Source organism: Streptomyces sp. NPDC050416 (genome assembly GCF_044458845.1).
Taxonomy (GTDB): Bacteria; Actinomycetota; Actinomycetes; order Streptomycetales; family Streptomycetaceae; genus Streptomyces.
Map to the genome: position 1 here is coordinate 190046 of NZ_JBITII010000010.1, position 23621 is coordinate 213666.

18 protein-coding genes are annotated in these 23621 nt (G+C 71.0%); 12 read left to right on the top strand and 6 right to left on the bottom strand.

Features of this window, described 5'->3' with window-relative positions; genetic code table 11:
* Window positions 1-68 precede the first annotated feature (68 nt).
* Window positions 69-1211, bottom strand: a complete 1143-nt coding sequence (locus ACIBL4_RS28905; RefSeq protein WP_399414728.1) for a CAP domain-containing protein — start codon at window positions 1209-1211, stop codon at window positions 69-71.
* A gap of 161 nt (window positions 1212-1372) precedes the next feature.
* Between ACIBL4_RS28905 and ACIBL4_RS28910 the strand changes: the two genes are divergently transcribed.
* The 4 genes from ACIBL4_RS28910 (at window position 1373) to ACIBL4_RS28925 (ending at window position 7670) form a co-directional block, all read left to right on the top strand.
* A complete protein-coding gene (locus ACIBL4_RS28910) occupies window positions 1373-1654 on the top strand; it encodes an acylphosphatase (RefSeq protein ID WP_399414729.1) in 282 nt (93 codons plus the stop codon).
* Window positions 1655-2036: 382 nt separating this feature from the next.
* On the top strand, window positions 2037-2240 hold the full coding sequence (locus ACIBL4_RS28915; RefSeq protein ID WP_003993245.1) for a hypothetical protein: 204 nt from the start codon (window positions 2037-2039) through the stop codon (window positions 2238-2240).
* Between the two features lie 210 nt (window positions 2241-2450).
* Entirely contained in the window at window positions 2451-6029 is a 3579-nt protein-coding gene (gene smc, locus ACIBL4_RS28920; RefSeq protein WP_399414730.1) for a chromosome segregation protein SMC, read from the top strand.
* A 222-nt stretch (window positions 6030-6251) separates the two neighbouring features.
* Entirely contained in the window at window positions 6252-7670 is a 1419-nt protein-coding gene (locus ACIBL4_RS28925) for a sugar porter family MFS transporter (RefSeq protein WP_399414731.1), read from the top strand.
* 238 nt (window positions 7671-7908) lie between these two features.
* On the opposite strand, the gene ACIBL4_RS28930 is transcribed toward ACIBL4_RS28925, so the two are convergent.
* Together ACIBL4_RS28930 and ACIBL4_RS28935 are read right to left on the bottom strand one after the other, a co-directional pair.
* On the bottom strand, window positions 7909-8130 hold the full coding sequence (locus ACIBL4_RS28930; protein ID WP_399414732.1) for a hypothetical protein: 222 nt from the start codon (window positions 8128-8130) through the stop codon (window positions 7909-7911).
* A gap of 52 nt (window positions 8131-8182) precedes the next feature.
* Window positions 8183-9154 carry an LLM class flavin-dependent oxidoreductase gene (locus ACIBL4_RS28935; protein WP_399414733.1) on the bottom strand — a complete coding sequence of 324 codons (972 nt, stop codon included), beginning with the start codon at window positions 9152-9154 and terminating at the stop codon, window positions 8183-8185.
* A gap of 306 nt (window positions 9155-9460) precedes the next feature.
* Here ACIBL4_RS28935 and ftsY point away from each other — a divergent pair, with 306 nt between their 5' ends.
* Entirely contained in the window at window positions 9461-10660 is a 1200-nt protein-coding gene (gene ftsY, locus ACIBL4_RS28940; RefSeq protein WP_399414734.1) for a signal recognition particle-docking protein FtsY, read from the top strand.
* A 110-nt stretch (window positions 10661-10770) separates the two neighbouring features.
* On the opposite strand, the gene ACIBL4_RS28945 is transcribed toward ftsY, so the two are convergent.
* A complete protein-coding gene (locus tag ACIBL4_RS28945; RefSeq protein WP_399414735.1) occupies window positions 10771-11436 on the bottom strand; it encodes a bifunctional DNA primase/polymerase in 666 nt (221 codons plus the stop codon).
* A gap of 445 nt (window positions 11437-11881) precedes the next feature.
* Between ACIBL4_RS28945 and ACIBL4_RS28950 the strand changes: the two genes are divergently transcribed.
* The 5 genes from ACIBL4_RS28950 (at window position 11882) to ffh (ending at window position 19497) form a co-directional block, all read left to right on the top strand.
* Window positions 11882-13372, top strand: coding sequence for a hypothetical protein (locus tag ACIBL4_RS28950; protein WP_399414736.1), 1491 nt, complete (start codon window positions 11882-11884; stop codon window positions 13370-13372).
* A gap of 339 nt (window positions 13373-13711) precedes the next feature.
* Complete coding sequence (locus ACIBL4_RS28955; RefSeq protein ID WP_399414737.1) at window positions 13712-15052, top strand: ammonium transporter; 1341 nt, start codon at window positions 13712-13714, stop codon at window positions 15050-15052.
* On the top strand, window positions 15049-15387 hold the full coding sequence (locus ACIBL4_RS28960; RefSeq protein ID WP_003993253.1) for a P-II family nitrogen regulator: 339 nt from the start codon (window positions 15049-15051) through the stop codon (window positions 15385-15387). Before ACIBL4_RS28955 ends, ACIBL4_RS28960 begins: the two co-directional genes overlap by 4 nt.
* A 28-nt stretch (window positions 15388-15415) precedes the next feature.
* The gene (locus ACIBL4_RS28965) at window positions 15416-17863 is read left to right on the top strand and encodes a [protein-PII] uridylyltransferase (protein ID WP_399414738.1); all 2448 of its coding nucleotides are present in this window, start codon (window positions 15416-15418) and stop codon (window positions 17861-17863) included.
* Window positions 17864-17946: 83 nt separating this feature from the next.
* Entirely contained in the window at window positions 17947-19497 is a 1551-nt protein-coding gene (gene ffh / locus ACIBL4_RS28970) for a signal recognition particle protein (protein WP_399414739.1), read from the top strand.
* 354 nt (window positions 19498-19851) lie between these two features.
* Here ffh and ACIBL4_RS28975 read toward each other — a convergent pair whose 3' ends face one another.
* A complete protein-coding gene (locus tag ACIBL4_RS28975) occupies window positions 19852-20184 on the bottom strand; it encodes a hypothetical protein (protein ID WP_399414740.1) in 333 nt (110 codons plus the stop codon).
* On the bottom strand, window positions 20181-21035 hold the full coding sequence (locus tag ACIBL4_RS28980) for a methyltransferase domain-containing protein (RefSeq protein WP_399414741.1): 855 nt from the start codon (window positions 21033-21035) through the stop codon (window positions 20181-20183). The genes ACIBL4_RS28975 and ACIBL4_RS28980 overlap by 4 nt, the downstream gene beginning before the upstream one ends.
* Before the next feature lie 199 nt (window positions 21036-21234).
* Between ACIBL4_RS28980 and proS the strand changes: the two genes are divergently transcribed.
* Both proS and ACIBL4_RS28990 read left to right on the top strand, forming a co-directional pair.
* Window positions 21235-22650 carry a proline--tRNA ligase gene (gene proS, locus ACIBL4_RS28985; protein WP_399414742.1) on the top strand — a complete coding sequence of 472 codons (1416 nt, stop codon included), beginning with the start codon at window positions 21235-21237 and terminating at the stop codon, window positions 22648-22650.
* 271 nt (window positions 22651-22921) lie between these two features.
* Entirely contained in the window at window positions 22922-23524 is a 603-nt protein-coding gene (locus tag ACIBL4_RS28990; protein WP_020270731.1) for a hypothetical protein, read from the top strand.
* The last annotated feature ends 97 nt before the right edge of the window (window positions 23525-23621 follow it).

The following is a 23621-nucleotide window of genomic DNA, read 5'->3' on the forward strand; positions in this document are numbered from 1 at the left end:
CCAGCCTACGCCAGCACAGCGCTAACCGACAGGTGGCGCTAACTGTTGGTTAGCGCCACCGTATGGGCTCAGTATCCGAAGTTCTGGGTCCACCACGGGCCGCCCGGCCCCAACTCGACACCGACGCCCAGCGTCTTGAAGTCGCAGTTCAGGATGTTGGCGCGGTGGCCGGGGCTGTTCATCCAGGCGTCCATCACGGCCGCGGCGTCGGCCTGGCCGCGGGCTATGTTCTCCCCGCCGAGGTTGGATATCCCGGCCTTCTCGGCCCGGTCCCACGGCGTCCTGCCGTCCGGGTCGGTGTGGTCGAAGAAGCCCCGCGCGGCCATGTCCTCGCTGTAGTTCTGCGCCAGGTCGGTCAGCGCGCTGTTCGCCGCGACCGCGCTGCACCCCACCTTGGCCCGCTCGTCGTTCACCAGCTTGAGCACCTGGGCCGCGGCGGCGGACTCCCCGGAGAGGGCGGCGGACGCGCTGGGGGGCTGCGGCGCCCTCGTGGCCGTACGGGAAGGGGTGGTGTCCGGCTTCTCGCGCGGGGTGGCCGCCGGCTGCTTCTTCTCCGGGGTCTTCTCCTGCGCCTTCTCCGGCTTCTCCGGCGTCTTCGTCGGCGCGGCCGACGACTTCGAGGCCGACGGCGACGGCGACAGGGAGCGCTCGGTGTCCCGGCTCGTGGGCGCGCCGTCCCGGTCGTCGGCACTGCCGGTGGTGCCGCCCTGCTCGATCGGGCTGTTGGTCGGAGTGTCCCCGGCCTGCACCTTGTCGGCGCCGCCGCCACCACCGAGCTGGTAGTTCTCGAGGCCGGGCACCGCGCCCGTCGCGACCGCGACCGTGCCGAGCGCGACCGCCGCGGACACGCCGAGCAGCCCGGTGCGCATCGGCCGTGCGGGCTTCTTCCGGCGGCGGTGCGAGCCGGGGCGCCGGGCGCCGCCGTCGGGCGTGAAGCCGTCGGAGGCGAAGACGGCCGTGTCGGCGCTCCGGACGTCGTAGCCGTCACCCGGCTCGGAGGCGCCCGTCGCGAACAGGTAGGCCTCGCTCCTCGCGTAGGTGCCGGCGTACGCCTCGGGGTTCAGGTAGGGCGCGATGCCCATCGTCGCCGGGCCGTCTCCCGCGGGGGAGTGCAGCGGGTCGTGCCCTGCCACGGAGCCGTCGGCCTGCGTGATCGCCGTGGCGCGGCCCGTGGCGGCGCGGCCGGCGGCGGAGCGTCGGTGGCGTCCCATGTCCTGGCCTTCCTCGTCCTGGCGGTCGACTCGTCCTCGAGATCAACACCAAACTCACTCGATCGTGTGAGTTTCATATGAGATTCGTTGGGTGGGGACGGTACCGCATGGCGCAAGTGGAGGAAGTGCCCGGAGCGAGTTCGGGCGGTTAGGTTGCAGTCATGAGCGAGGATGTGCGACTGGTCGCCTGGGTGCGTGGACGCGTCCAAGGTGTGGGTTTCCGCTGGTTCACGCGAGCCAAGGCCCTGGAGATCGGCGGCCTGAGTGGTTTTGCTCTCAATTTGGGCGACGGACGCGTCCAAGTGGTCGCGGAGGGCGTGCGAGAGGGCTGCGAAGGCCTGCTGGAGTGGCTTCAGAGCGGCGACACGCCCGGCCGCGTGGACGGGGTCACCGAGATCTGGGACACACCTCGCGGGGGCTACGAGGGCTTCGCCATCCGCTGACCCCTCGCCGCCGGGCGGCCTCCGGGGCCGCCCGCGGACCGGCCACCGAGGGCCTCCCCGAACGGAAACTTGCTGGTGATTGCCGAGAATCACTTGCCTTGGCAGGTCGCACCCGCAAGGATGATCGTCACGCCCCGAAGGCCCCGCAAGTAGCCGCAGCATCGCCGTTCCAGGCCGTGCGCGCCCGGGTCGCCGCCAATACGGGGCGTGATCGTGTTGACCGTCAAACTTTTTGGTGAGACGCTGAAAGCACCCCGCGCACCTAGCTGTTTGGCATGGCTGAACGGCAGCACAACTCCAGGCCCTGCCAAGACTGCGGGTGCGGAATCCCTCACGACCCACACCGCATCGGTCGGTCACTCATTGTGGAGGACCATCCATCATGGCAAAGGCGCTTCTCGGTTACGTCGGCGGCTCCGACCCTCGACTCCTCGCCGAGATGCGACGGCTCCAGCAGCGCGTCCAGGACCTGGAATCCGAACTCGTACGGATCCAGGCCGAGAACGAGGCGCTGACGGCTGCCGCTTCTCACGACAGGATCATGGAGAGCGTTGACGCACACCAGGCGGAGCCTGCGCTCACCTGATCACTGCACCGCTCCACAACAGCACCGCAGTGGTTGGGCCGCCCGTCACAACCGCTGAGTTGTCAGAAGTGCAAGGGACGCCCTAGGCGTCCCTTCTTTCTTGCCCCCGCATCCTTTCACCGTCTTTAACGTCTGATGTGCCCTGTGCGTTCAGCGGCGAAACCGCGGGTTCATGGAGTGAGACGGACCCGGCCGGTAGAGTCCAGCGGCGTGCACCTCAAGGCCCTGACCCTCCGCGGGTTCAAGTCGTTCGCATCGGCGACCACACTCCGGTTCGAGCCGGGAATCACGTGCGTCGTCGGGCCGAACGGCTCGGGCAAGTCCAACGTCGTCGACGCGCTCAGCTGGGTCATGGGCGAGCAGGGCGCCAAGTCGCTGCGCGGCGGCAAGATGGAGGACGTCATCTTCGCCGGCACCACCGGCCGCCCCCCGCTGGGCCGGGCCGAGGTGTCCCTGACCATCGACAACTCCGACGGGGCCCTGCCCATCGAGTACGCCGAGGTCACCATCACGCGGATCATGTTCCGCAACGGCGGCAGCGAGTACCAGATCAACGGCGACACCTGCCGCCTCCTCGACATCCAGGAACTGCTCTCCGACTCCGGCATCGGCCGCGAGATGCACGTCATCGTCGGGCAGGGCCAGCTCGACTCCGTGCTGCACGCCGACCCGATGGGCCGCCGGGCCTTCATCGAGGAGGCCGCCGGCGTCCTCAAGCACCGCAAGCGCAAGGAGAAGGCGCTGCGCAAGCTGGACGCGATGCAGGCCAACCTCGCGCGCGTGCAGGACCTCACCGACGAGCTTCGACGGCAGCTCAAGCCCCTTGGCCGCCAGGCCGCCGTCGCGCGCCGGGCCGCCGTCATCCAGGCCGACCTGCGTGACGCCCGGCTGCGCCTGCTGGCCGACGACCTCGTACGGCTCCGGGAAGCCCTCAAGGCCGAGGTCGCCGACGAGGCCGCGCTGAAGGAACGCAAGGAGGCCGCCGAGCAGGAGCTGCGCAGGGCGCTCCAGCGGGAGGCGCTCCTGGAGGACGAGGTACGGCAGCTCACGCCACGCCTGCAGCGCGCTCAGCAGACCTGGTACGAGCTCTCCCAGCTCGCCGAGCGGGTGCGCGGCACGATCTCGCTGGCCGACGCCCGCGTGAAGAGCGCCACCTCCGTGCCCCCCGAGGAACGGCGCGGCCGCGACCCGGAGGACATGGAGCGCGAGGCCGCCCGCATCCGAGAGCAGGAGGCCGAGCTGGAAGCGGCCCTGGAGGCGGCTGAACGCGCCCTCGAGGACACGGTCGCCCACCGCGCCGAGCTGGAGAGCGCCCTGGCCCAGGAGGAACGGCGCCTGAAGGACGCCGCCCGGGCCATCGCCGACCGGCGCGAGGGCCTGGCCCGGCTCAGTGGCCAGGTCAACGCGGCCCGCTCCCGCGCCGCCTCCGCCCAGGCCGAGATCGAACGCCTGGCCGCCGCCCGCGACGAGGCGCAGGAACGTGCCGTCGCAGCCCAGGAGGAGTACGAGGCCCTCAAGGCCGAGGTGGACGGCCTGGACGCCGGCGACGCGGAACTCGCCGAGCGGTACGAGTCCGCGAAGCAGCAGCTCGCCGAGGCCGAGGCCGCCCTCACGGCAGCCCGCGAGGCGACCACGGCGGCGGAACGCAAGCGCGCCGCGACCCAGGCCCGCCACGAGGCCCTGGCCTTCGGCCTGCGCCGCAAGGACGGCACCGGGATACTGCTCGCGGCGAAGGACCGCCTCTCCGGCCTCCTCGGCCCGGCGGCGGAACTCCTGACGGTCACCCCCGGGTACGAGGTCGCGCTCGCCGCGGCCTTCGGTGCAGCGGCGGACGCGATCGCCGTGACGTCCCCGGCCTCGGCGGCCGACGCGATCAGACTCCTCCGCAAACAGGACGGGGGCAGGGCGACTCTGCTCTTGGCAGGAGCCTCCGACCTCAGGGGCGCGGGGAACTGCGCGAACGGCCACGACGCACCCGCCGACGCACGACACACCTACGCCGCCGACCTGGTCCGCGGCCCTGCTGAGCTGATGCCCGCAGTCCGCCGCCTCCTGCAAGGAATCGTCGTCGTCAGCACCCTGGAGGACGCCGAAGACCTCGTCTACGCCCACCCCGACCTCACCGCCGTAACGGCCGAAGGCGACCTCCTCGGCGCCCACTTCGCCCACGGCGGCTCCGCAGGCGCCCCCAGCCTCCTCGAAGTACAGGCCTCCGTGGACGAGGCAGCCGCGGAGCTGGAAGAGCTGGCCGTCCGCTGCGAGGCGCTGACCGAGGCCCAGCAGGCGGCGGTGGAACGCCGCAGGGAGTGCGCCGCGCTGGTCGAGGAGCTGGGGGAACGGCGCCGGGCCGCCGACCGGGAGAAGTCCGCCGTCGCCCAGCAGCTCGGCCGGCTCGCCGGGCAGGCGCGAGGCGCGGCGGGGGAGGCCGAGCGGTCCACCGCCGCCGCGGCCCGGGCCCAGGAGGCCCTCGACAAGGCGCTGCAGGAGGTCGAGGAACTCGCCGAGCGGCTCGCCGTCGCCGAGGAGATGCCGATCGAGGAGGAGCCCGACACTTCAGTACGGGACCGGCTCGCCGCCGACGGTGCCAACGCGCGGCAGACGGAGATGGAGGCCCGCCTCCAGGTCCGTACGCACGAGGAACGGGTCAAGGGCCTGGCCGGACGGGCCGACTCCCTGGACCGGGCCGCCCGCGCGGAGCGCGAGGCACGCGCGCGTGCCGAGCAGCGGCGGGCCCGCCTGCGCCACGAGGCGGCCGTCGCCGAGGCCGTCGGCTCGGGCGCCCGGCAGCTGCTCGCGCACGTCGAGGTCTCCCTGGCCCGGGCCGACCAGGAGCGCACCGCCGCCGAGGCCGCCAAGGCCCGCCGCGAACAGGAACTCGCCCGTGCCCGCACCGAGGGACGCGATCTCAAGGCCGAACTCGACAAGTTGACGGATTCGGTCCACCGCGGCGAGGTACTCGGCGCCGAGAAGCGGCTGCGGATCGAGCAGCTGGAGACCAAGGCGCTGGAGGAGCTGGGTGTCGAACCGGCGGGGCTGGTGGCGGAGTACGGACCGCATCAGCTCGTGCCGCCCTCGCCCCCCGCCGAGGGCGAGGAGCTGCCGCAGGACCCGGAGCACCCGCGCAACAGGCCGCGCCCGTTCGTCCGGGCCGAGCAGGAGAGACGCCTCAAGGCCGCCGAGCGCGCCTACCAGCAGCTCGGCAAGGTGAACCCGCTGGCCTTGGAGGAGTTCGCCGCGCTGGAGGAACGCCACCAGTTCCTCAGCGAGCAGCTGGAAGACCTCAAGAAGACGCGGGCGGATCTCCTCCAGGTGGTGAAGGAGGTCGACGAGCGTGTCGAGCAGGTCTTCACCGAGGCCTACCGGGACACGGCCCGGGAGTTCGAGGGCGTCTTCAGCCGGCTGTTCCCGGGTGGTGAGGGGCGGCTGATCCTCACCGACCCCGACAACATGCTCACCACGGGTGTGGACGTCGAGGCACGGCCGCCGGGCAAGAAGGTCAAGCGGCTGTCGCTGCTCTCCGGCGGGGAGCGGTCGCTGACCGCTGTGGCGCTGCTGGTGTCGATCTTCAAGGCCCGGCCCAGCCCGTTCTACGTCATGGACGAGGTCGAGGCCGCCCTCGACGACACCAACCTCCAGCGGCTCATCCGGATCATGCAGGAGCTCCAGGAAGCCTCCCAGCTGATCGTGATCACCCACCAGAAGCGCACGATGGAGGTCGCCGACGCGCTGTACGGCGTGTCCATGCAGGGCGACGGTGTGTCGAAGGTCATCAGCCAGCGTCTCCGCTAGATGGGTGTGTTCTACACCTGTCTCACCTGCGACCCTCAATGACTTCAATACTTGAACACATCTCTCACACACTCCTGCCTCAGATTCATGGCCAGTGACCTATTGACTTCGAAACTTGAAGGCATAGTCTCGGCAACGTTCCTTTTACCTTCAGGTACCTTCAGGTGGCACCTCGAAGGCTGATTCGCTCCGGCAGCGTTGCCGGTGGCCCGAGGAGTACACGTGACCAGCACAGCGCAGGCACCCAAGTCCGGAGCCAGGGCGGCTCATCCCGAGCATCTCGGGCATGTCATCTTCATCGCGGCGGCAGCCGCGATGGGTGGTTTCCTCTTCGGCTACGACAGTTCCGTGATCAACGGCGCCGTCGAGGCCATCCGGGACCGCTACGACGTCGGCTCCGCAGCTCTCGCCCAGGTCATCGCCATCGCCCTCATCGGCTGCGCCATCGGCGCCGCGACCGCCGGCCGCATCGCCGACCGCATCGGCCGCATCCGGTGCATGCAGATCGCCGCCGTCCTCTTCACGGTCAGCGCCGTCGGCTCCGCCCTGCCCTTCGCGCTGTACGACCTCGCCTTGTGGCGCGTCGTCGGCGGCTTCGCCATCGGCATGGCCTCCGTGATCGGCCCGGCGTACATCGCCGAGGTCGCCCCGCCCGCCTACCGCGGCCGGCTCGGCTCCTTCCAGCAGGCCGCGATCGTCATCGGCATCGCCGTGTCGCAGCTGGTCAACTGGGGTGTGCTGAACGCCGCCGACGGTGATCAGCGCGGCAAGCTGATGGGCCTGGAGGCCTGGCAGGTCATGCTCGGCGTCATGGTCGTCCCGGCCGTCCTCTACGGGCTGCTCTCCTTCGTCATCCCGGAGTCCCCGCGCTTCCTCATCTCCGTCGGCAAGCACGAGCGTGCCCGGGAGATCCTCACCGAGGTCGAGGGCAAGGACGTCGACCTGGACGCCCGTGTCGCCGAGATCGAGCACGCCATGAAGAGCGAGCACAAGTCCAGCTTCAAGGACCTGCTCGGCGGCAGCTTCTTCTTCAAGCCGATCGTCTGGATCGGCATCGGCCTGTCGGTCTTCCAGCAGTTCGTCGGCATCAATGTCGCGTTCTACTACTCCTCGACGCTGTGGCAGTCGGTCGGCGTCGACCCGACGGACTCGTTCTTCTACTCCTTCACCACGTCGATCATCAACATCGTCGGCACCGTCATCGCGATGATCTTCGTCGACCGCATCGGCCGCCGGCCGCTCGCGATCATCGGCTCGGTCGGCATGGTCGTCGGCCTGGCGCTGGAGGCCTGGGCGTTCTCGCACCACCTGGTGGACGGCAAGCTGCCCGCCACGCAGGGCTGGATCGCCCTGATCGCCGCGCACATCTTCGTCCTCTTCTTCGCCCTGTCCTGGGGTGTGGTCGTCTGGGTCTTCCTCGGCGAGATGTTCCCCAACAAGATCCGCGCCGCCGCCCTGGGCGTGGCCGCGGCCGCGCAGTGGATCGCCAACTGGGCGATCACCGCGAGCTTCCCGTCGCTGGCCGACTGGAACCTCTCCGCGACCTACGTGATCTACACGGTCTTCGCCGCGCTCTCCATCCCGTTCGTCCTGAAGTTCGTCAAGGAGACGAAGGGCAAGGCCCTGGAGGAGATGGGCTGAGCCCGTCCCGCACACTCGGGGAGGAGGGCCCAAGTCCCCGCTGCCCCTCTCCCCGTAACCCGCCGCCGCCCCGGTTCGGCCACTGCCCGAGCCGGGCGGCGGTCCGTCGTTCACCAGATCAGGACGCCGGCACCGCTCTCCAGGGCACGAAGCGCGGTCGCCTCGATGTTCCGCAGCCGTGAGTCGAGCTGGTCCCGGCGCTCCGCGAGCCCGCGGGGCCGCTCGGTGGAGGCGGCGATCAGATCGAGGTTCGCCCGCGCACCTCGTCGGCCTCGACGAACAGGTTGTCCTCGGCGAGGACCGGAAGGTGTCGGGCGCCCAGCGAGCGCACCGCCTCCGAACCCCACACCGTCCGGCGCCACGCCTCGAAGCCGGCCGAGTCGGAGCACCCCTCCGGGACATCGAGGACCCGCCACTCTCCGTCCGTGTCGCGCACGAACACATCCACCGCCAACGTCATGCGCGCCGTGCATCACCGACGGGCGGCGGCGTTCCAGCGGATATCGGGGGTGTCAGCCCGCCAGCCCGGGCAGCACCTGCTCGCAGAACAGGTGCAGACTGCGCCACCCCTCGTCCACCGGCATCCCGCCCGCGAGCGGATGCAGCACGTAGGAGTCCAGGCCCAGCGCCACGCACGCGTCCGGCGTGAGGATCCGGTACACGCCTTCGGCACGCAGATCCTCGACCGTCGTCGCCGTCGATTTCACCGCCGAGCGCACCCCGCCCGACTGCCAGGAGGCGTACGTCCGCGCCTCGTGCAGGAAGTGCTCCCCGTACTGAGCCCAGGCCCGGTCCGGGTCCTCGGCCACGTGCAGCAGCGGTGTCTCGGCGGCGGGCATCATCACCCAGCCCTCGGTGCCGTACTCGGTGAGCCGCTCCTTGTAGTACGCCTCCAGCTCCGGCAGATGCGCGCTGGGGAAGAAGGGCAGGCCGAGCCGGGCGGCCCGGCGGGCGGCCGCCTTGGAGGAGCCGCCGACCAGGAGCAGGGGGTGCGGTTCGGTGTACGGACGCGGGGTGATGCGGACCGTGCGGCCCCGGAAGGCGAAGGGCTCGCCCGTCCAGGCCTTCAGCAGCGTCTCCAGCAGCTCGTCCTGGAGCCGCCCGCGCCGGGCGAAGTCCACGCCGAACAGGTCGTACTCCTCGGGCCGGTACCCGATCCCGGCGACCGTCACCAGTCGGCCGCCGCTCAGCAGGTCCAGCACGGCGATCTCCTCGGCGAGCCGCAGCGGGTCGTGCAGCGGGCCGATGACCGCCGAGACCGTGACCGCGACACGCCGGGTCGCGCCGAAGACGGCCCCCGCGAAGGCGAACGGCGACGGCAGCCAGTTGTTGCCGGCCCCGTGGTGCTCCTCGGTCTGCACGGTGGTCACGCCCCGGTCGTCGGCGTACGAGGCCATCTCCAGGGCCGCCCGGTAACGGGCGCCGAGCTCGGCGGGGGCGGCCCCGGGAGCGACGAGGTTGAAGCGTACGACCGAGACGGGCATGGGACGTGTCCCCCTTCACCGGCGGCTGTGCGGGGACCATAGCTGACGGGCCGTCAGGTGGCTAGATGCTCTCACCGGGGAAAGAAGGGTGTGTCACGACCCACCGCATGGGCCGTGACACACCCTGGGGGCGCTGCACGCGCACCCTGCGAGTCCCAGCTGATACTGGACGCGTTGTGACTGCGCCCCGATGGGCTTCCGGCCGACGCGAGGTTGGACCGCGGGCCGGCCCGGCCCGGTAGGGCTTTCGCGGCCCCGCGTGGACACGAACGGCCGGGCGTGCGGTCACGCCATACTGGGCTTGTTATGGAAATCGTCATCCTTGCTGTAGTCATCGCCGTGGTCGTGCTCGGCGCGCTCGGCGGGCTCATCGTCGGCAGTCGGCGCAAGAAGCAGCTGCCCCCGCCCCCGCCCGCAGCGCCCGACCTCACCGCCCCACCGGCCGAGCCGCACGTCGGCGACGAGGCCGAGACGCCGCGGGAGGAACCGCGGCGCACGATAGAGGAGGTGGATCTCCCGGACGGCTCGGCTCCGGTCGTCGTCGAGGAGCCGCCCGCCGAGGCTCCCGAGATCGAGATCCCGGAGCCCACCGCGGGCCGCCTGGTCCGGCTGCGGGCCCGGCTCTCCCGCTCGCAGAACGCTCTCGGCAAGGGCCTGCTGACCCTGCTGTCGCGCGAGCACCTCGACGAGGACACCTGGGAGGAGATCGAGGACACGCTGCTCACCGCCGACGTCGGCGTGCAGCCCACCCAGGAACTGGTCGAGCGCCTGCGCGAGCGCGTGAGGGTGCTCGGCACCCGCACCCCCGACGAACTGCGCACCCTGCTGCGCGAGGAACTGATCACGCTGGTCGGCCCGGACATGGACCGCGCGGTCAAGACCGAGCCGGAGGACCGCAAGCCCGGCATCGTGATGGTCGTCGGTGTCAACGGCACCGGCAAGACCACCACCACCGGCAAGCTCGCCCGTGTCCTGGTGGCCGACGGCCAGAGCGTCGTGCTCGGCGCCGCCGACACCTTCCGGGCCGCCGCCGCCGACCAGCTCCAGACCTGGGGCGAGCGCGTCGGCGCCCACACCGTGCGCGGACCCGAGGGCGGCGACCCTGCCTCCGTCGCCTTCGACGCGGTCAAGGAGGGCAAGGAGATGGGCGCGAACGTCGTGCTCATCGACACCGCCGGCCGGCTGCACACCAAGACCGGCCTCATGGACGAGCTCGGCAAGGTCAAGCGGGTCGTGGAGAAGCAGGCACCGGTGGACGAGGTGCTGCTCGTGCTCGACGCCACCACCGGGCAGAACGGCCTGGTCCAGGCCCGGGTCTTCGCCGAGGTCGTCGACATCACCGGCATCGTCCTCACCAAGCTGGACGGCACGGCCAAGGGCGGCATCGTGGTCGCGGTCCAGCGCGAGCTGGGCGTCCCGGTGAAGCTGGTCGGGCTCGGAGAGGGCGCGGACGACCTGGCGCCGTTCGAGCCGGAGGCGTTCGTTGACGCTCTTATCGGAGAGTGAGCTGCGGCATCCGCCCGGCAGCCGCATCCGGAACGTCGTATGCGGTAGCGAAGCGCCCGCCCCGATACACCGTCGGGTCGGGCGCTTCGCCGTGTCCGTCCCTGCTGCGGCTAGGCCCGTGACCGGTGTGCCACGTACGCCAGCGTGCCCAGCACCAGCCGGGCCTCCGGCGGCCGGGAGGCCGAGTCCAGGGCGGGGGAGCGCAGCCAGCGCACCGGGCCGAGACCGCCGCGGTCGGAGGGCGGCGCCGTGATGTGCGCGCCGGGGCCGAGGCCGCGCAGGTCGAGGGCGGCAGGGTCGTCCCAGCCCATGCGGTAGAGCAGGCCGGGCAGGTCGGCGGCGGCGCCGGGGGCGACGAAGAAGTGGGCGCGGCCGTCCGGCGTCGCCGCGACCGGGCCGACGGGCAGACCCATGCGCTCCAGCCGGGCGAGCGCACGGCAGCCGGCGGGTTCGGCCACCTCGATGACGTCGAACGCCCGGCCGACCGGCAGCATCACCGAGGCGCCGGGGAACTCGCCCCAGGTCTTGGTCACGTCGTCCAGCGTCGCCCCGGCGGGGATCACCGGCGCGAAGTCCAGCGGATGCGCGCCCGGCGCCGGACAGTCACGGCGGCCGCAGGAGCAGGCGCCCGCGGCGGCCCGGGCCCCCGGCACCACGTCCCAGCCCCACAGCCCGGTGTACTCGGCCACGGCCGTGCCGTCCGACGTGCGACCGCGGCGGCGTGAGCCGGACCGGATGTCGCGCATGCCCCGGCTGATGCCGATCGTGAAGCCCATGCCCCCTCCAACGGGTCCGACGCACCGGTGGTTACGCTGCGGACCCGATGCGTGACTCTCTGTTCCCGCCTTCCCGGCGACGACCGGTTCACGCCGCGCCCGGAAGTGCCCAGGGTGGTGTGTCCGGCGACACGCGCCCCTGAGTGCATCGCTGCACCCGCTCCTGGTTGTGCTGTGTCAAGTGAATCGCGGTCGCGCGCACGTGAGTTCATTCGAAGGGGTGGCGAATGGTGGCGTTTCCGTGTGAGGCGTGGCTGGACGGGTGATCGTAGGATTACTTTGTGTGCACGAGTCCTGGGGGCACATGCACTCGTGGGTATGCCGGAGGCAAGTCGGTATTCCGTTCGAAGGGTGACAAGGGCCGGACGGACGGCCGTACGAGACGGCATGCTGATAGGGCTTGGCGCACTCGGCGACAAGTGGTCTCAGGGATGGGGGCGTTCCAGTGAGCGGCAACGGCGGAAGCGGGACAAACGCTGCACACGCTGACAAGCGCCCGAACGAGCTGCTCACCTCCTGGTTCGTGCGCAGCGGCTGGTCCAAGGGCGAGCTCGCCCGCCAGGTGAACCGCCGGGCCCGCCAGCTGGGCGCCAACCACATCTCCACGGACACCTCGCGCGTGCGCCGCTGGCTCGACGGCGAGAACCCCCGCGAGCCGATCCCCAGGATCCTGTCCGAGCTGTTCTCGGAGCGCTTCGGCGTCGTCGTCTCCGTCGAGGACCTGGGCCTGCGCACCGCGCGCCAGTCACCCTCCGCGACCGGCGTCGACCTGCCGTGGACGGGCCCGCAGACCGTGGCCCTGCTCAGCGAGTTCTCGCGCAGCGACCTGATGCTGGCGCGGCGCGGCTTCCTCGGGAGCTCGCTGGTGCTGTCTGCGGGCCCGGCCCTCATCGAGCCCATGCAGCGCTGGCTCGTCCCCTCGCCCCCGGCCCCGCGCTCCGAGCCGGAGCCCGCGGCCGGCGCCTCCGGGCGGGCCCGCGGCCGGCTCTCCAAGCCGGAGCTGGACCTTCTGGAGTCCACGACGGTGATGTTCCGGCAGTGGGACGCCCAGTGCGGCGGCGGCCTGCGCCGCAAGGCGGTCGTCGGCCAGCTCCACGAGGTGACGGACCTCCTCCAGGAGCCTCAGCCCGAGGCCACCACCCGGCGCCTGTTCAAGGTCGCCGCCGAGCTCGCCGAGCTGGCCGGCTGGATGTCGTACGACATCGGGCTCCAACCGACGGCCCAGAAGTACTTCGTCCTCGCGCTGCACGCCGCCAAGGAGGCCGGTGACCGGCCTCTCGGTTCGTATGTGCTGTCCAGCATGAGCCGGCAGATGATCCACCTAGGCCGGCCCGACGACGCGCTGGAGCTGATCCACCTCGCGCAGTACGGCAGCCGGGACTGCGCGAGCCCGCGCACCCAGTCGATGCTGTATGCGATGGAGGCCCGCGCCTACGCCAACATGGGCCAGCCCGGCAAGTGCAAGCGGGCGGTCCGGATGGCCGAGGACACCTTCGCCGAGGCCGACGAGTGGGACGAGCCCGACCCCGACTGGATCCGCTTCTTCTCCGAGGCCGAGTTGTACGGCGAGAACTCGCACTCGTACCGCGACCTGGCCTATGTCGCCGGCCGCAGCCCGACGTACGCCTCGCTGGCCGAGCCCCTGATGAAGCGGGCCGTGGAGCTCTTCGCCGAGGACGGCGAGCACCAGCGGTCGTACGCGCTGAACCTGATCGGCATGGCCACGGTGAACCTCCTCCGGCGCGAGCCCGAGCAGTGCACGGTCTACGCCTCTCAGGCCATGCAGGTCGCCAAGAAGGTCCGCTCCGAGCGGGTCAACACTCGTATTCGAAAGACGGTCGACACGGCCGTACGCGACTTCGGCGACCTGGGCGAGGTCGTCGACCTCACCGAGCGGCTCGCCGCCGAGCTGCCCGAGACGGCAGAGGCGGTCTGAGCTGCCCTCCTCCGAGAATCCGCCCACCCCCTGAACCCCGGCCGCGGCCGGCCCTCCCGAACTGCCCGACTCGGCTCCCCCATGCCAGGTCATCGGAAGGCCGACCGCGGCCGGACCTGCTTCCTCGCGGAAGATTGCGTCACGATAACGATCGACGCGCCCGCGATCCGGCAGTTCATCGAGGCGTAACACACAGAGCGCCTTCGTCACGGCGGCGAAACAACGAGGGGCTTCCACCGAAACCGCGCTGCGCCAATCTCGTGGCGCATAACCGGCCCACCCCTCATTCCGCTCGAGGCTTCGCCCGCACGGGGCCGTACCAACGACGAGGAGACGCCGATGGCACCAGCCATCACCCTTGCCGCAGAAGCACCCAAGCTGTCTGCCGCCAACACAGGGTTCATGCTCATCTGTTCCGCCCTGGTGATGCTCATGACCCCGGGCCTGGCCTTCTTCTACGGAGGCATGGTCCGCGTCAAGAGCACCTTGAACATGCTGATGATGAGCTTCATCAGCCTCGGGATCGTCACCATCCTGTGGGTGCTGTACGGCTTCTCCATGGCGTTCGGCACCGACTCCGGCAGCCTCATCGGCTGGAACTCCGACTGGCTCGGCCTCAGCAACATCGGCCTGACCCAGCTGTGGGACGGCTACACGATCCCGATCTTCGTGTTCATGGTCTTCCAGCTGATGTTCGCCATCATCACGCCCGCCCTGATCAGCGGCGCCCTCGCCGACCGCGTGAAGTTCAGCGCGTGGGCGCTGTTCATCACCCTGTGGGCCACGGTCGTCTACTTCCCGGTCGCGCACTGGGTCTGGGGCGCCGGCGGCTGGGCCTTCGAGCTGGGTGTGATCGACTTCGCCGGTGGTACGGCGGTCCACATCAACGCCGGTGCCGCCGCGCTCGGCGTGATCCTGGTCATCGGCAAGCGCGTCGGCTTCAAGAGGGACCCGATGCGTCCGCACAGCCTGCCGCTGGTCATGCTCGGCGCCGGTCTGCTGTGGTTCGGCTGGTTCGGCTTCAACGCCGGCTCGTGGCTCGGCAACGACGACGGCGTCGGCGCGCTGATGTTCGTCAACACGCAGGTCGCCACCGCCGCTGCCATGCTGGCCTGGCTCGCCTACGAGAAGATCCGCCACGGAGCGTTCACCACGCTGGGCGCCGCCTCCGGCGCGGTCGCCGGTCTGGTCGCCATCACCCCGTCCGGTGGTGCGGTCAGCCCGCTCGGCGCGATCGCCGTCGGCGTCATCGCCGGTGTCCTGTGCGCCATGGCCGTCGGCCTGAAGTACAAGTTCGGCTACGACGACTCGCTCGACGTCGTCGGCGTCCACCTGGTCGGCGGTGTCGTCGGCTCCCTGCTGATCGGCTTCTTCGCCAGCGGCCACGGCCAGTCCGACGTCGCGGGCCTCTTCTACGGCGGCGGCCTGACCCAGTTCTGGAAGCAGTGCGCCGGTGTCTTCGCGGTGCTCGCCTACTCGCTGATCGTCTCCGCGATCCTCGCCTTCATCCTCGACAAGACCATCGGTATGCGGGTCCCCGAGGACGACGAGATCGCCGGCATCGACCAGGCCGAGCACGCCGAGACCGCATACGACTTCAGCGGTGCCGGTGGCGGTGCCGCCAAGACCGCCGTCGCGGCCGCCGTGGCCGGAGCCGAGAGCAAGAAGGTGGACGCATGAAGCTCATCACCGCCGTCGTGAAGCCGCACCGGCTCGACGAGATCAAGGAAGCCCTCCAGGCCTTCGGAGTGCACGGCCTGACGGTCACCGAGGCCAGCGGCTACGGTCGTCAGCGGGGCCACACCGAGGTCTACCGCGGTGCCGAGTACACGGTCGACCTGGTCCCGAAGATCCGCATCGAGGTCCTGGTCGAGGACGACGACGCCGAGCAGTTGATCGATGTCGTGGTCAAGGCGGCCCGCACCGGCAAGATCGGTGACGGCAAGGTCTGGTCCATCCCGGTCGACACGGCCGTACGGGTCCGGACCGGCGAGCGCGGCCCCGACGCGCTCTGAGGCAGGCAAACAGAACAGGAGTCGCTGGGTGACGGGTACGGACGTGCAGAAGGAAGCAGAGGATTCGGGACCCAGCGGCTACGCGGCGGCCCGGCTGCGTCTCCTCACCGAGGAGGCGCGGTCCGGGCCGCCGCGCCGTGCGGCCCTGGCCGACCTCACGGACGACTGGCTCACCGGCCTGTTCGCGGCGGGCGCGGAGGGGCTGCGCGGGGTCTCCCTGGTCGCCGTCGGCGGTTACGGCCGCGGCGAGCTCTCCCCGCGCAGCGACCTCGACCTGCTCCTGCTCCACGACGGCAGTGACGCCAAGGCGGTCGCCGCGCTCGCCGACCGGCTCTGGTACCCGGTGTGGGACCTGGGCCTGGCCCTCGACCACTCCGTCCGAACGCCCGCCGAGGCCCGCAAGACCGCGGGGGAGGACCTCAAGGTCCAGCTCGGCCTGCTGGACGCCCGGCACCTCGCCGGTGACCTCGGCCTCACCGCCGGGCTCCGTACGGCCGTGCTGGCCGACTGGCGCAACCAGGCGCCCAAACGCCTCCCCGAACTCCAGGAACTGTGCGCCGAACGCGCCGAGCGCCAGGGCGAGCTGCAGTACCTCCTGGAACCCGACCTGAAGGAGGCCCGCGGCGGGCTGCGCGACGCCACCGCGCTGCGCGCCGTCGCCGCCTCCTGGCTCGCCGACGCCCCGCGCGAGGGCCTCGCCGACGCCCGGCGCCGGCTCCTCGACGTACGGGACGCCCTGCACCTGGCCACCGGGCGGGCCACCGACCGGCTCGCCCTGCAGGAGCAGGACCAGGTGGCCGCCGAGCTCGGCCTGCTCGACGCGGACACGCTGCTGCGGCAGGTGTACGAGGCGGCGCGGCTCATCTCGTACGCCAGTGACGTCACCTGGCGCGAGGTGGGACGTGTCCTGCGGTCGCGCGCCGTGCGGCCCCGGCTGCGCGCCATGCTGGGCGGCGGGAAGCCGACCGCCGAGCGTTCCCCGCTGGCCGAAGGCGTCGTGGAGCAGGACGGCGAGGTGGTGCTCGCCCGCGCCGCACGCCCCGAGCGCGATCCCGTGCTGCCGCTGCGCGCCGCGGCCGCGGCCGCCCAGGCCGGACTCCCGCTCTCCCTGCATGCCGTGCGGCGCATGGCGGCCACCGTGCGCCCGCTGCCCACGCCCTGGCCCGCCGAGGCCCGCGAACAGCTCGTCACCCTGCTGGGCTCCGGCTGCCCGACCATCGAGGTCTGGGAGGCCCTGGAGGCCGAGGGGCTGATCACGCGGCTGCTGCCCGACTGGGAGCGGGTGCGCTGCCGTCCGCAGCGCAACGCCGTGCACATCTGGACCGTCGACCGGCATCTCATCGAGACCGCCGTGCGCGCCTCCGAGTTCACCCGCCGCGTCAGCCGTCCCGACCTGCTGCTGGTCGCCGCGCTACTGCACGACATCGGCAAGGGCTGGCCCGGCGACCACTCGGTGGCCGGCGAGATCATCGCCAAGGACGTGGCCGCCCGCATCGGCTTCGACCGCCACGACGTGACGGTCGTGGCCACCCTCGTCCGCCATCACCTGCTGCTCGTCGAGACGGCCACCCGGCGCGACCTGGAGGACCCGGCCACCGTGCGCTCGGTCGCCGAGGCCGTCGGCTCCCAGAGCACCCTGGAGTTGCTGCACGCGCTCACCGAGGCCGACGCCCTGGCCACCGGCCCGGCCGCCTGGTCGTCCTGGCGCGGCTCGCTCGTCGCCGACCTGGTCGAGCGGGTCTCGGCGGTGCTCGCCGGGGACGCCCCGGACGATCCCGAGGACGCCGCGCCGACGGCCGAGCAGGAGCGGCTCGCCATCGAGGCGGTCGCGACGGGCAGCCCGGTCCTCTCCCTGCGGGCCCAGACCGAACCGCCCGCCGGGCAGGAGCCCTCCGGCGACCCCGAGCCGCTCGGCGTGGAGCTGCTCATCGCCGTCCCCGACCAGCCGGGTGTGCTGCCCGCGGTGGCCGGTGTCCTCGCCATGCACCGGCTGACCGTACGGACGGCGGAGCTGCGGTCCCTGACCCTCCCGGACGGCGTCGACGGCTCGGTCCTGCTGCTGGACTGGCGGGTCGCCGCCGAGTACGGCTCCCTGCCGCAGGCCACCCGCCTGCGCGCCGACCTCGTGCGGGCGCTGGACGGCTCCCTGGACATCGCCGGCCGTCTCGCCGAACGGGACGCGGCCTATCCGCGCCGCCGGGGCGTGGTGGCCCCGCCGCCCCGGGTGTCGGTCCATCCGGCCGCCTCCCGGCTGGCCACCGTGATCGAGGTCCGTTCCCAGGACGCCCCGGGCCTGCTGTTCCGCATCGGCCGCGCCCTGGAGGACGCGAGCGTGCTGGTGCGCAGCGCGCACGTCTCGACGCTCGGCGCCAACGCCGTCGACGCCTTTTACGTGACCGGTCCGAAGGGTGTGCCGCTGCCCGGTGACGAGGCCGAGTCGGTGGCGCGGAAGCTGGAGGAGACACTGCGTGGGTGAGGGCGACCCGGCGACTTGTCACGCCGGGATACCCTGGAGGGCGATTCCCCAGTCTGTCTCCGACCCCGAGGACCGCGAGCGCCGTGTTCGATACTCTTTCCGATCGCCTCTCAGCGACCTTCAAGAACCTGCGCGGCAAGGGACGGCTCTCCGAGGCGGACATCGACGCCACGGCGCGCGAGATCCGGATCGCGCTCCTCGAGGCGGATGTGGCGCTGCCGGTCGTCCGTACGTTCATCAAGAACGTCAAGGAGCGCGCGCTCGGCGCCGAGGTCTCGCGGGCGCTGAACCCCGCCCAGCAGGTCCTCAAGATCGTCAACGACGAGCTGGTCACCATCCTCGGCGGCGAGACCCGGCGGCTGCGTTTCGCCAAGCAGCCGCCCACCGTGATCATGCTGGCGGGTCTGCAGGGTGCCGGTAAGACCACCCTCGCGGGCAAGCTCGGCCGCTGGCTGAAGGAGCAGGGCCACTCGCCGCTGCTGGTCGCCTGTGACCTCCAGCGCCCGAACGCCGTGAACCAGCTCAGCGTCGTCGCCGAGCGCGCGGGCGTCAGCGTCTACGCGCCGGAGCCGGGCAACGGCGTCGGCGACCCGGTCAAGGTCGCCAAGGACTCCATCGAGTTCGCCAAGTCCAAGGTCCACGACATCGTGATCGTGGACACCGCCGGCCGCCTGGGCATCGACCAGGAGATGATGCAGCAGGCCGCGGACATCCGGGACGCGGTCAGCCCCGACGAGATCCTGTTCGTCGTCGACGCGATGATCGGTCAGGACGCCGTCAACACCGCCGAGGCCTTCCGCGACGGCGTCGGCTTCGACGGCGTGGTGCTCTCCAAGCTCGACGGTGACGCCCGCGGTGGTGCGGCCCTGTCGATCCGGCAGATCACCGGCAAGCCGATCATGTTCGCGTCGAACGGCGAGAAGCTCGACGACTTCGACGCCTTCCACCCGGACCGGATGGCCTCCCGCATCCTCGACATGGGTGACCTGCTCACCCTGATCGAGCAGGCGGAGAAGACCTTCGACCAGGCCGAAGCCCAGAAGATGGCCGAGAAGCTGGCCTCCAAGAAGGGCCAGGACTTCACCCTCGACGACTTCCTGGCCCAGATGGAGCAGGTCAGGAAGATGGGCTCCATCTCCAAGCTGCTCGGCATGCTCCCGGGCATGGGCCAGATGAAGGACCAGATCAACAACCTGGACGAGCGGGACGTCGACCGCACGGCCGCCATCATCAAGTCGATGACCCCGGCCGAGCGCCAGGAGCCGACGATCATCAACGGCTCGCGCCGCGCCCGTATCGCGCGGGGTTCCGGTGTCGACGTCAGCGCGGTGAAGAACCTGGTCGAGCGGTTCTTCGAGGCCCGCAAGATGATGTCCCGCATGGCCCAGGGCGGCGGCATGCCCGGGATGCCCGGGATGCCGGGCATGGGCGGCGGACCCGGCCGGACCAAGAAGAAGCAGAAGCAGGCCAAGGGCAAGCAGCGCTCCGGCAACCCGATGAAGCGCAAGCAGCAGGAGCAGGAGGCCGCCGCCCGGCGTGCGGCCGCCGCCGAGGGCGGAGGCGCCTTCGGGCTGCCGCAGCAGGGCGCCAAGGACTTCGAACTCCCCGACGAGTTCAAGAAGTTCATGGGCTGACGGCCCGCACGCACGACACCGAGGGCGCCCCCTTTCGCAAAGGGGGCGCCCTCGGTGGTCTGTCGATGGCCTGTCGGTCAGGCGTTCGGGAACGTCCAGATGTAGAGCTCGCCGTCCTCCTCGGACCAGTGGACCTCGACGTTCTTGGCGTTCGCCGGGATCACGTAGGTCTCGCCGAAGACGTGGTTCTCGCCCTTCTTCCAGCTCTCGACGTCGTACGGGTCCTCGCAGCCCGTCGCGTCCTCGGACGCGCCGATGAGGATGTTGCCTCGCGCTGTCCGTCGGCGAAGACCGTGGTGCCGTCGTCCACGTCGGTTCCGTCGGTGAGGGCGGGCCCGCTCTTGTGCGTGTACTTCACGTGGGCGACGGCCAGCACCTTGCCCTTGACCTTGTCCGGCTCCGAGACGGCCTTGGCCGCCTCCGCCTCGGTGCCCAGTCGACCTTCTGCGCCACGACCTCGTAGGTGACCTCGCCCGGGTCCTCCGCGACCTTGCCCGTGGCGCTCTCGCCGCTGTCCATGTCACCGCCGGAAGACGGCTCCGGCGAAGGGAAGACCTTGGCCTTCCCGGTGTCCGGGCTCTTCGCGTCGGCCTTGTCGCCGCCGCCCACGCAGGCGGTGAGCGCCAGAGCGAGGACGGCGACGGGCGCGACGAGGTGTTCGCTAAGGAGTCCGGGCGATCCCGTCACGGCGTCCGGGCGATCAGATACCGGAATACGTTCGGCATCCACACCGTCCCGTCCGGCCGCTGGTGCGGATGCAGAGCCTCGGTCAGCTCCTTGTCCACCTGCACCTGGTCCGTCGCCGTGATCGCCGCGTCGAACAGCCCCGTCGACTTGAGCCCGCGCACCGCGCTGTCCACATCGGCGTACCCGAAGGGGCACGCCACCCGCCCCGACCCGTCCGGCCTGAGACCGGCCCGCTGCGCGACGTCCTCCAGGTCGTCGCGCAGGGCGGGGCGCCAGCTGCCCGCGCTGCGCAGCGGCTCCGCCAGCTTGGTGGCGACCCGCAGCACGGATGTCGTCGCGCACCGCTCCGGCGGACCCCAGCCGGCCAGCACCACGGCCGCTCCGCGCCCCGCCAGCGGCGTCGCCTCCGCGAGCAGCCCGCCCAGCCCCTCCGAGTCGCCCGCCAGGCACCCGATCGGCTCGAACGCGGTCACCAGGGTGTACGCCGGAGCGCCCGGCTCCGCCGTGTCCCGGGGCGAGCCGTCGACCAGCCGGTTGCCGTCACGCGCGCGCCCGGCCCCGCCCTCGGGCAGCAGTCGCTCCCGTGCGAGGGCCATTCTTTCGGGGGAAGCGTCGACACCGGTGACCGCCGCTCCCCGGGCGGCGGCCATCAGCAGGGCGAGCCCGGAACCGCAGCCGAGGCCGAGCAGCCGCGTCGCGGGACCCACGTCCAGTCGCTCGTAGACGGCCTCGTAGAGCGGTACGAGCATCCGCTCCTGGATTTCGGACCAGTCACGCGCGCGTGCACGCAGGTCCACGCGGGGTGCGGACCCCGCGTGAGGCAGGTGCTGCCGCACGAGCGTAGGTGTCATAAGTAAGCGCCCCAATCCGCCGAGAGTTGCCTCTTGCCCGATTCCATGGCCCCCGTGACAGTGCGCTCGCACTACCCCCGTATGCCAGGAAACTCCCCCCTCGACCTGTCGTCCAGTGGAAAGCGGCACGGCATATGAGTTGTCATGTGCCTATGGCGAGATTTCACATTCCGGCAACGTGGGCCCGTACGATCTCGCCATGGCCAAGACACCCGTTCTCACCCCCCAGGCGGACGATTTCCCGCGCTGGTACCAGGACTTGATCACCAAGGCGGAGCTCGCCGACAACGGTCCGGTGCGCGGCACCATGGTCATCCGACCGTACGGATACGGGCTGTGGGAGCGGATGCAGGGCGAGATGGACGCCCGCATCAAGGAGACGGGCACCCAGAACGCGTACTTCCCGCTGCTGATCCCGCAGTCGTACCTCACGCGCGAGGCGGACCACGTCGAGGGCTTCGCGCCCGAGCTGGCCGTGGTCACGCACGGCGGCGGCAAGGAACTCGAAGAGCCCGCCGTGGTCCGGCCCACCTCCGAGATGATCATCAACGACTACTTCTCGAAGTGGATCCAGAGCTACCGTGACCTGCCGCTGCTCATCAACCAGTGGGCGAACGTCGTGCGCTGGGAGCTGCGGCCCCGCCTGTTCCTGCGCACCACCGAGTTCCTCTGGCAGGAGGGCCACACCGCGCACGCCACCTATGAGGAGGCGCGCGATTTCGCCGCGCACATTCACCGGAAGGTCTACGAGGACTTCATGGTGAACGTCCTGGCGATGGACGTCGTCCCCGGCCGCAAGACCGTCAAGGAGCGGTTCGCCGGCGCCATCAACACCCTCACGCTCGAAGGCATGATGGGCGACGGCAAGGCCCTCCAGATGGCCACCAGCCACGAACTGGGCCAGAACTTCGCCAAGGCCTTCAACACGCAGTACCTGTCGAAGGACGGCCGGCAGGAGCTGGTCTGGCAGACCTCCTGGGGCTCCACCACCCGCATGATCGGCGCCCTGGTGATGATGCACGGCGACGACAACGGCCTGCGCGTCCCGCCGCGGCTCGCGCAGACCCAGGCCGTGGTGCTCGCGATCAAGGGCGATGAAGCGGTTCTGGCCAAGGTCCGTGAGCTCGGCGACCGGCTGAAGGCGGCCGGGATCCGCGTCCATGTGGACGACCGTACTGACACCCCCTTCGGCCGCCGCGCCGTCGACTGGGAGCTCAAGGGCGTGCCGGTCAGGATCGAGATCGGCCCGCGCGACCTGGAGAACGGCACCGCGATGCTGGCCCGCCGCATCCCTGGCGGCAAGGAGCCGGTCTCCCTGGACGCTCTGGTGTCGCTGCTGCCGCAGGTCCTCGAAGAGGACCAGGCCCTGCTGCTCAAGCAGTCCCGGGAGCGCCGCGAGTCCCGTACCAGCGAGGTCTCGACGATCGACGAGGCGGTCGAGGTGGCCGGCGCGGGCGGCTGGGCACGCATCCCGTGGGCGGTGCTCGGCGAGGAGGGCGAGGCCAAGCTGGCCGATCACGCGGCGACCGTACGATGTCTGGTCGCCGAGGACGGGTCGGTGCCGGACGCCGACGACGCACCCGGTAACGTCGCGGTCGTCGCGCGCGCTTACTGAGTCGCGGCACGCGCTTACCGAGTGGGGCGCAAGGCGACCGAAACGTCTCTTGCGTATCCGCGGACCTCTGGGCTCCCGGCGCGCGGACACTCTCTACGTGCCGGGGCGTACGCGGGACTACGCACCACCTTGTGGTGAGCTGTGAGGCTTCTCCACAGATCAGCGCACCCGCCCTCGTCGGGACGCATCAGAGGCAACTGACGGGTACGTGCAAATTATTTGGGATGCCCCGGAATCGGAACACTGGGGCACCCCGGCTCGTTGTCATTACGTGAGCACGACACAGACACCACCTGTTCTCGCCGCAGAGCTGGCACAGGCGTGGGCCGACATTCAGCGGTACCACCCCGAGCTGCCCGACCTTGCCGCGCCAGAGTCCCTGATCGGGGAGTCGTCGTCCGCGTGCGGGCACGAGCTCTCCTTCGAGCGACTGCTCCATGAGGCAGTCCATGGCATCGCCGCCGCCCGCGGCGTCCGCGACACCTCCCGTGCCGGCCGCTACCACAACCGCAGATTCCTCGCGATCGCCGAGGAGCTGGGCCTGGACCACCCCGAGGAACCGCATCCCAGCAGCGGCTTCTCCCTGGTCACGCTCACCCCCGAGGCGAAGCGCCGCTACCGCCCGACGATGGAGCGCCTCCAGCGCGCCCTGAAGGCCCACACGGCCGCGACCTCCTCCGACACCTCCCGCACCTTCCGGGGCCCGGCCGCCCGGCACGGCTCCTCCGGCGGCGGCGTCCGCGTCAAGGCGGTCTGCGACTGCGGCCGCAACGTACGCGTCGTGCCGTCGGTCCTCGCCCAGGCGCCGATCGTCTGCGGCGGGTGCGGCAAGCCGTTCCGGATCCCGGACGTGGTGGGAGCGGTGGCGGGCTGACGTCCACACCGGCATCTCGTGGCTGCCGGTCGGGACAGCACCCGCCACCGCAGGGCAGGGCACCCGACGTACTTCACCTCCACGCCGGGTGCCCCTT

Excerpts from the sequence above, each read along its gene's own strand:
- ftsY (WP_399414734.1), top strand. The coding sequence starts at position 9,461 with ATGGAAATCGTCATCCTTGCTGTAGTCATCGCCGTGGTCGTGCTCGGC.
- ACIBL4_RS28930 (WP_399414732.1), bottom strand. The coding sequence starts at position 8,130 with ATGACGTTGGCGGTGGATGTGTTCGTGCGCGACACGGACGGAGAGTGG.
- proS (WP_399414742.1), top strand. The coding sequence starts at position 21,235 with ATGGCCAAGACACCCGTTCTCACCCCCCAGGCGGACGATTTCCCGCGC.
- ACIBL4_RS28910 (WP_399414729.1), top strand. The coding sequence starts at position 1,373 with ATGAGCGAGGATGTGCGACTGGTCGCCTGGGTGCGTGGACGCGTCCAA.
- ACIBL4_RS28915 (WP_003993245.1), top strand. The coding sequence starts at position 2,037 with ATGGCAAAGGCGCTTCTCGGTTACGTCGGCGGCTCCGACCCTCGACTC.
- ACIBL4_RS28960 (WP_003993253.1), top strand. The coding sequence starts at position 15,049 with ATGAAGCTCATCACCGCCGTCGTGAAGCCGCACCGGCTCGACGAGATC.
- ACIBL4_RS28980 (WP_399414741.1), bottom strand. The coding sequence starts at position 21,035 with ATGACACCTACGCTCGTGCGGCAGCACCTGCCTCACGCGGGGTCCGCA.
- ACIBL4_RS28955 (WP_399414737.1), top strand. The coding sequence starts at position 13,712 with ATGGCACCAGCCATCACCCTTGCCGCAGAAGCACCCAAGCTGTCTGCC.
- ACIBL4_RS28905 (WP_399414728.1), bottom strand. The coding sequence starts at position 1,211 with ATGGGACGCCACCGACGCTCCGCCGCCGGCCGCGCCGCCACGGGCCGC.
- ACIBL4_RS28945 (WP_399414735.1), bottom strand. The coding sequence starts at position 11,436 with ATGGGCTTCACGATCGGCATCAGCCGGGGCATGCGCGACATCCGGTCC.
- ACIBL4_RS28935 (WP_399414733.1), bottom strand. The coding sequence starts at position 9,154 with ATGCCCGTCTCGGTCGTACGCTTCAACCTCGTCGCTCCCGGGGCCGCC.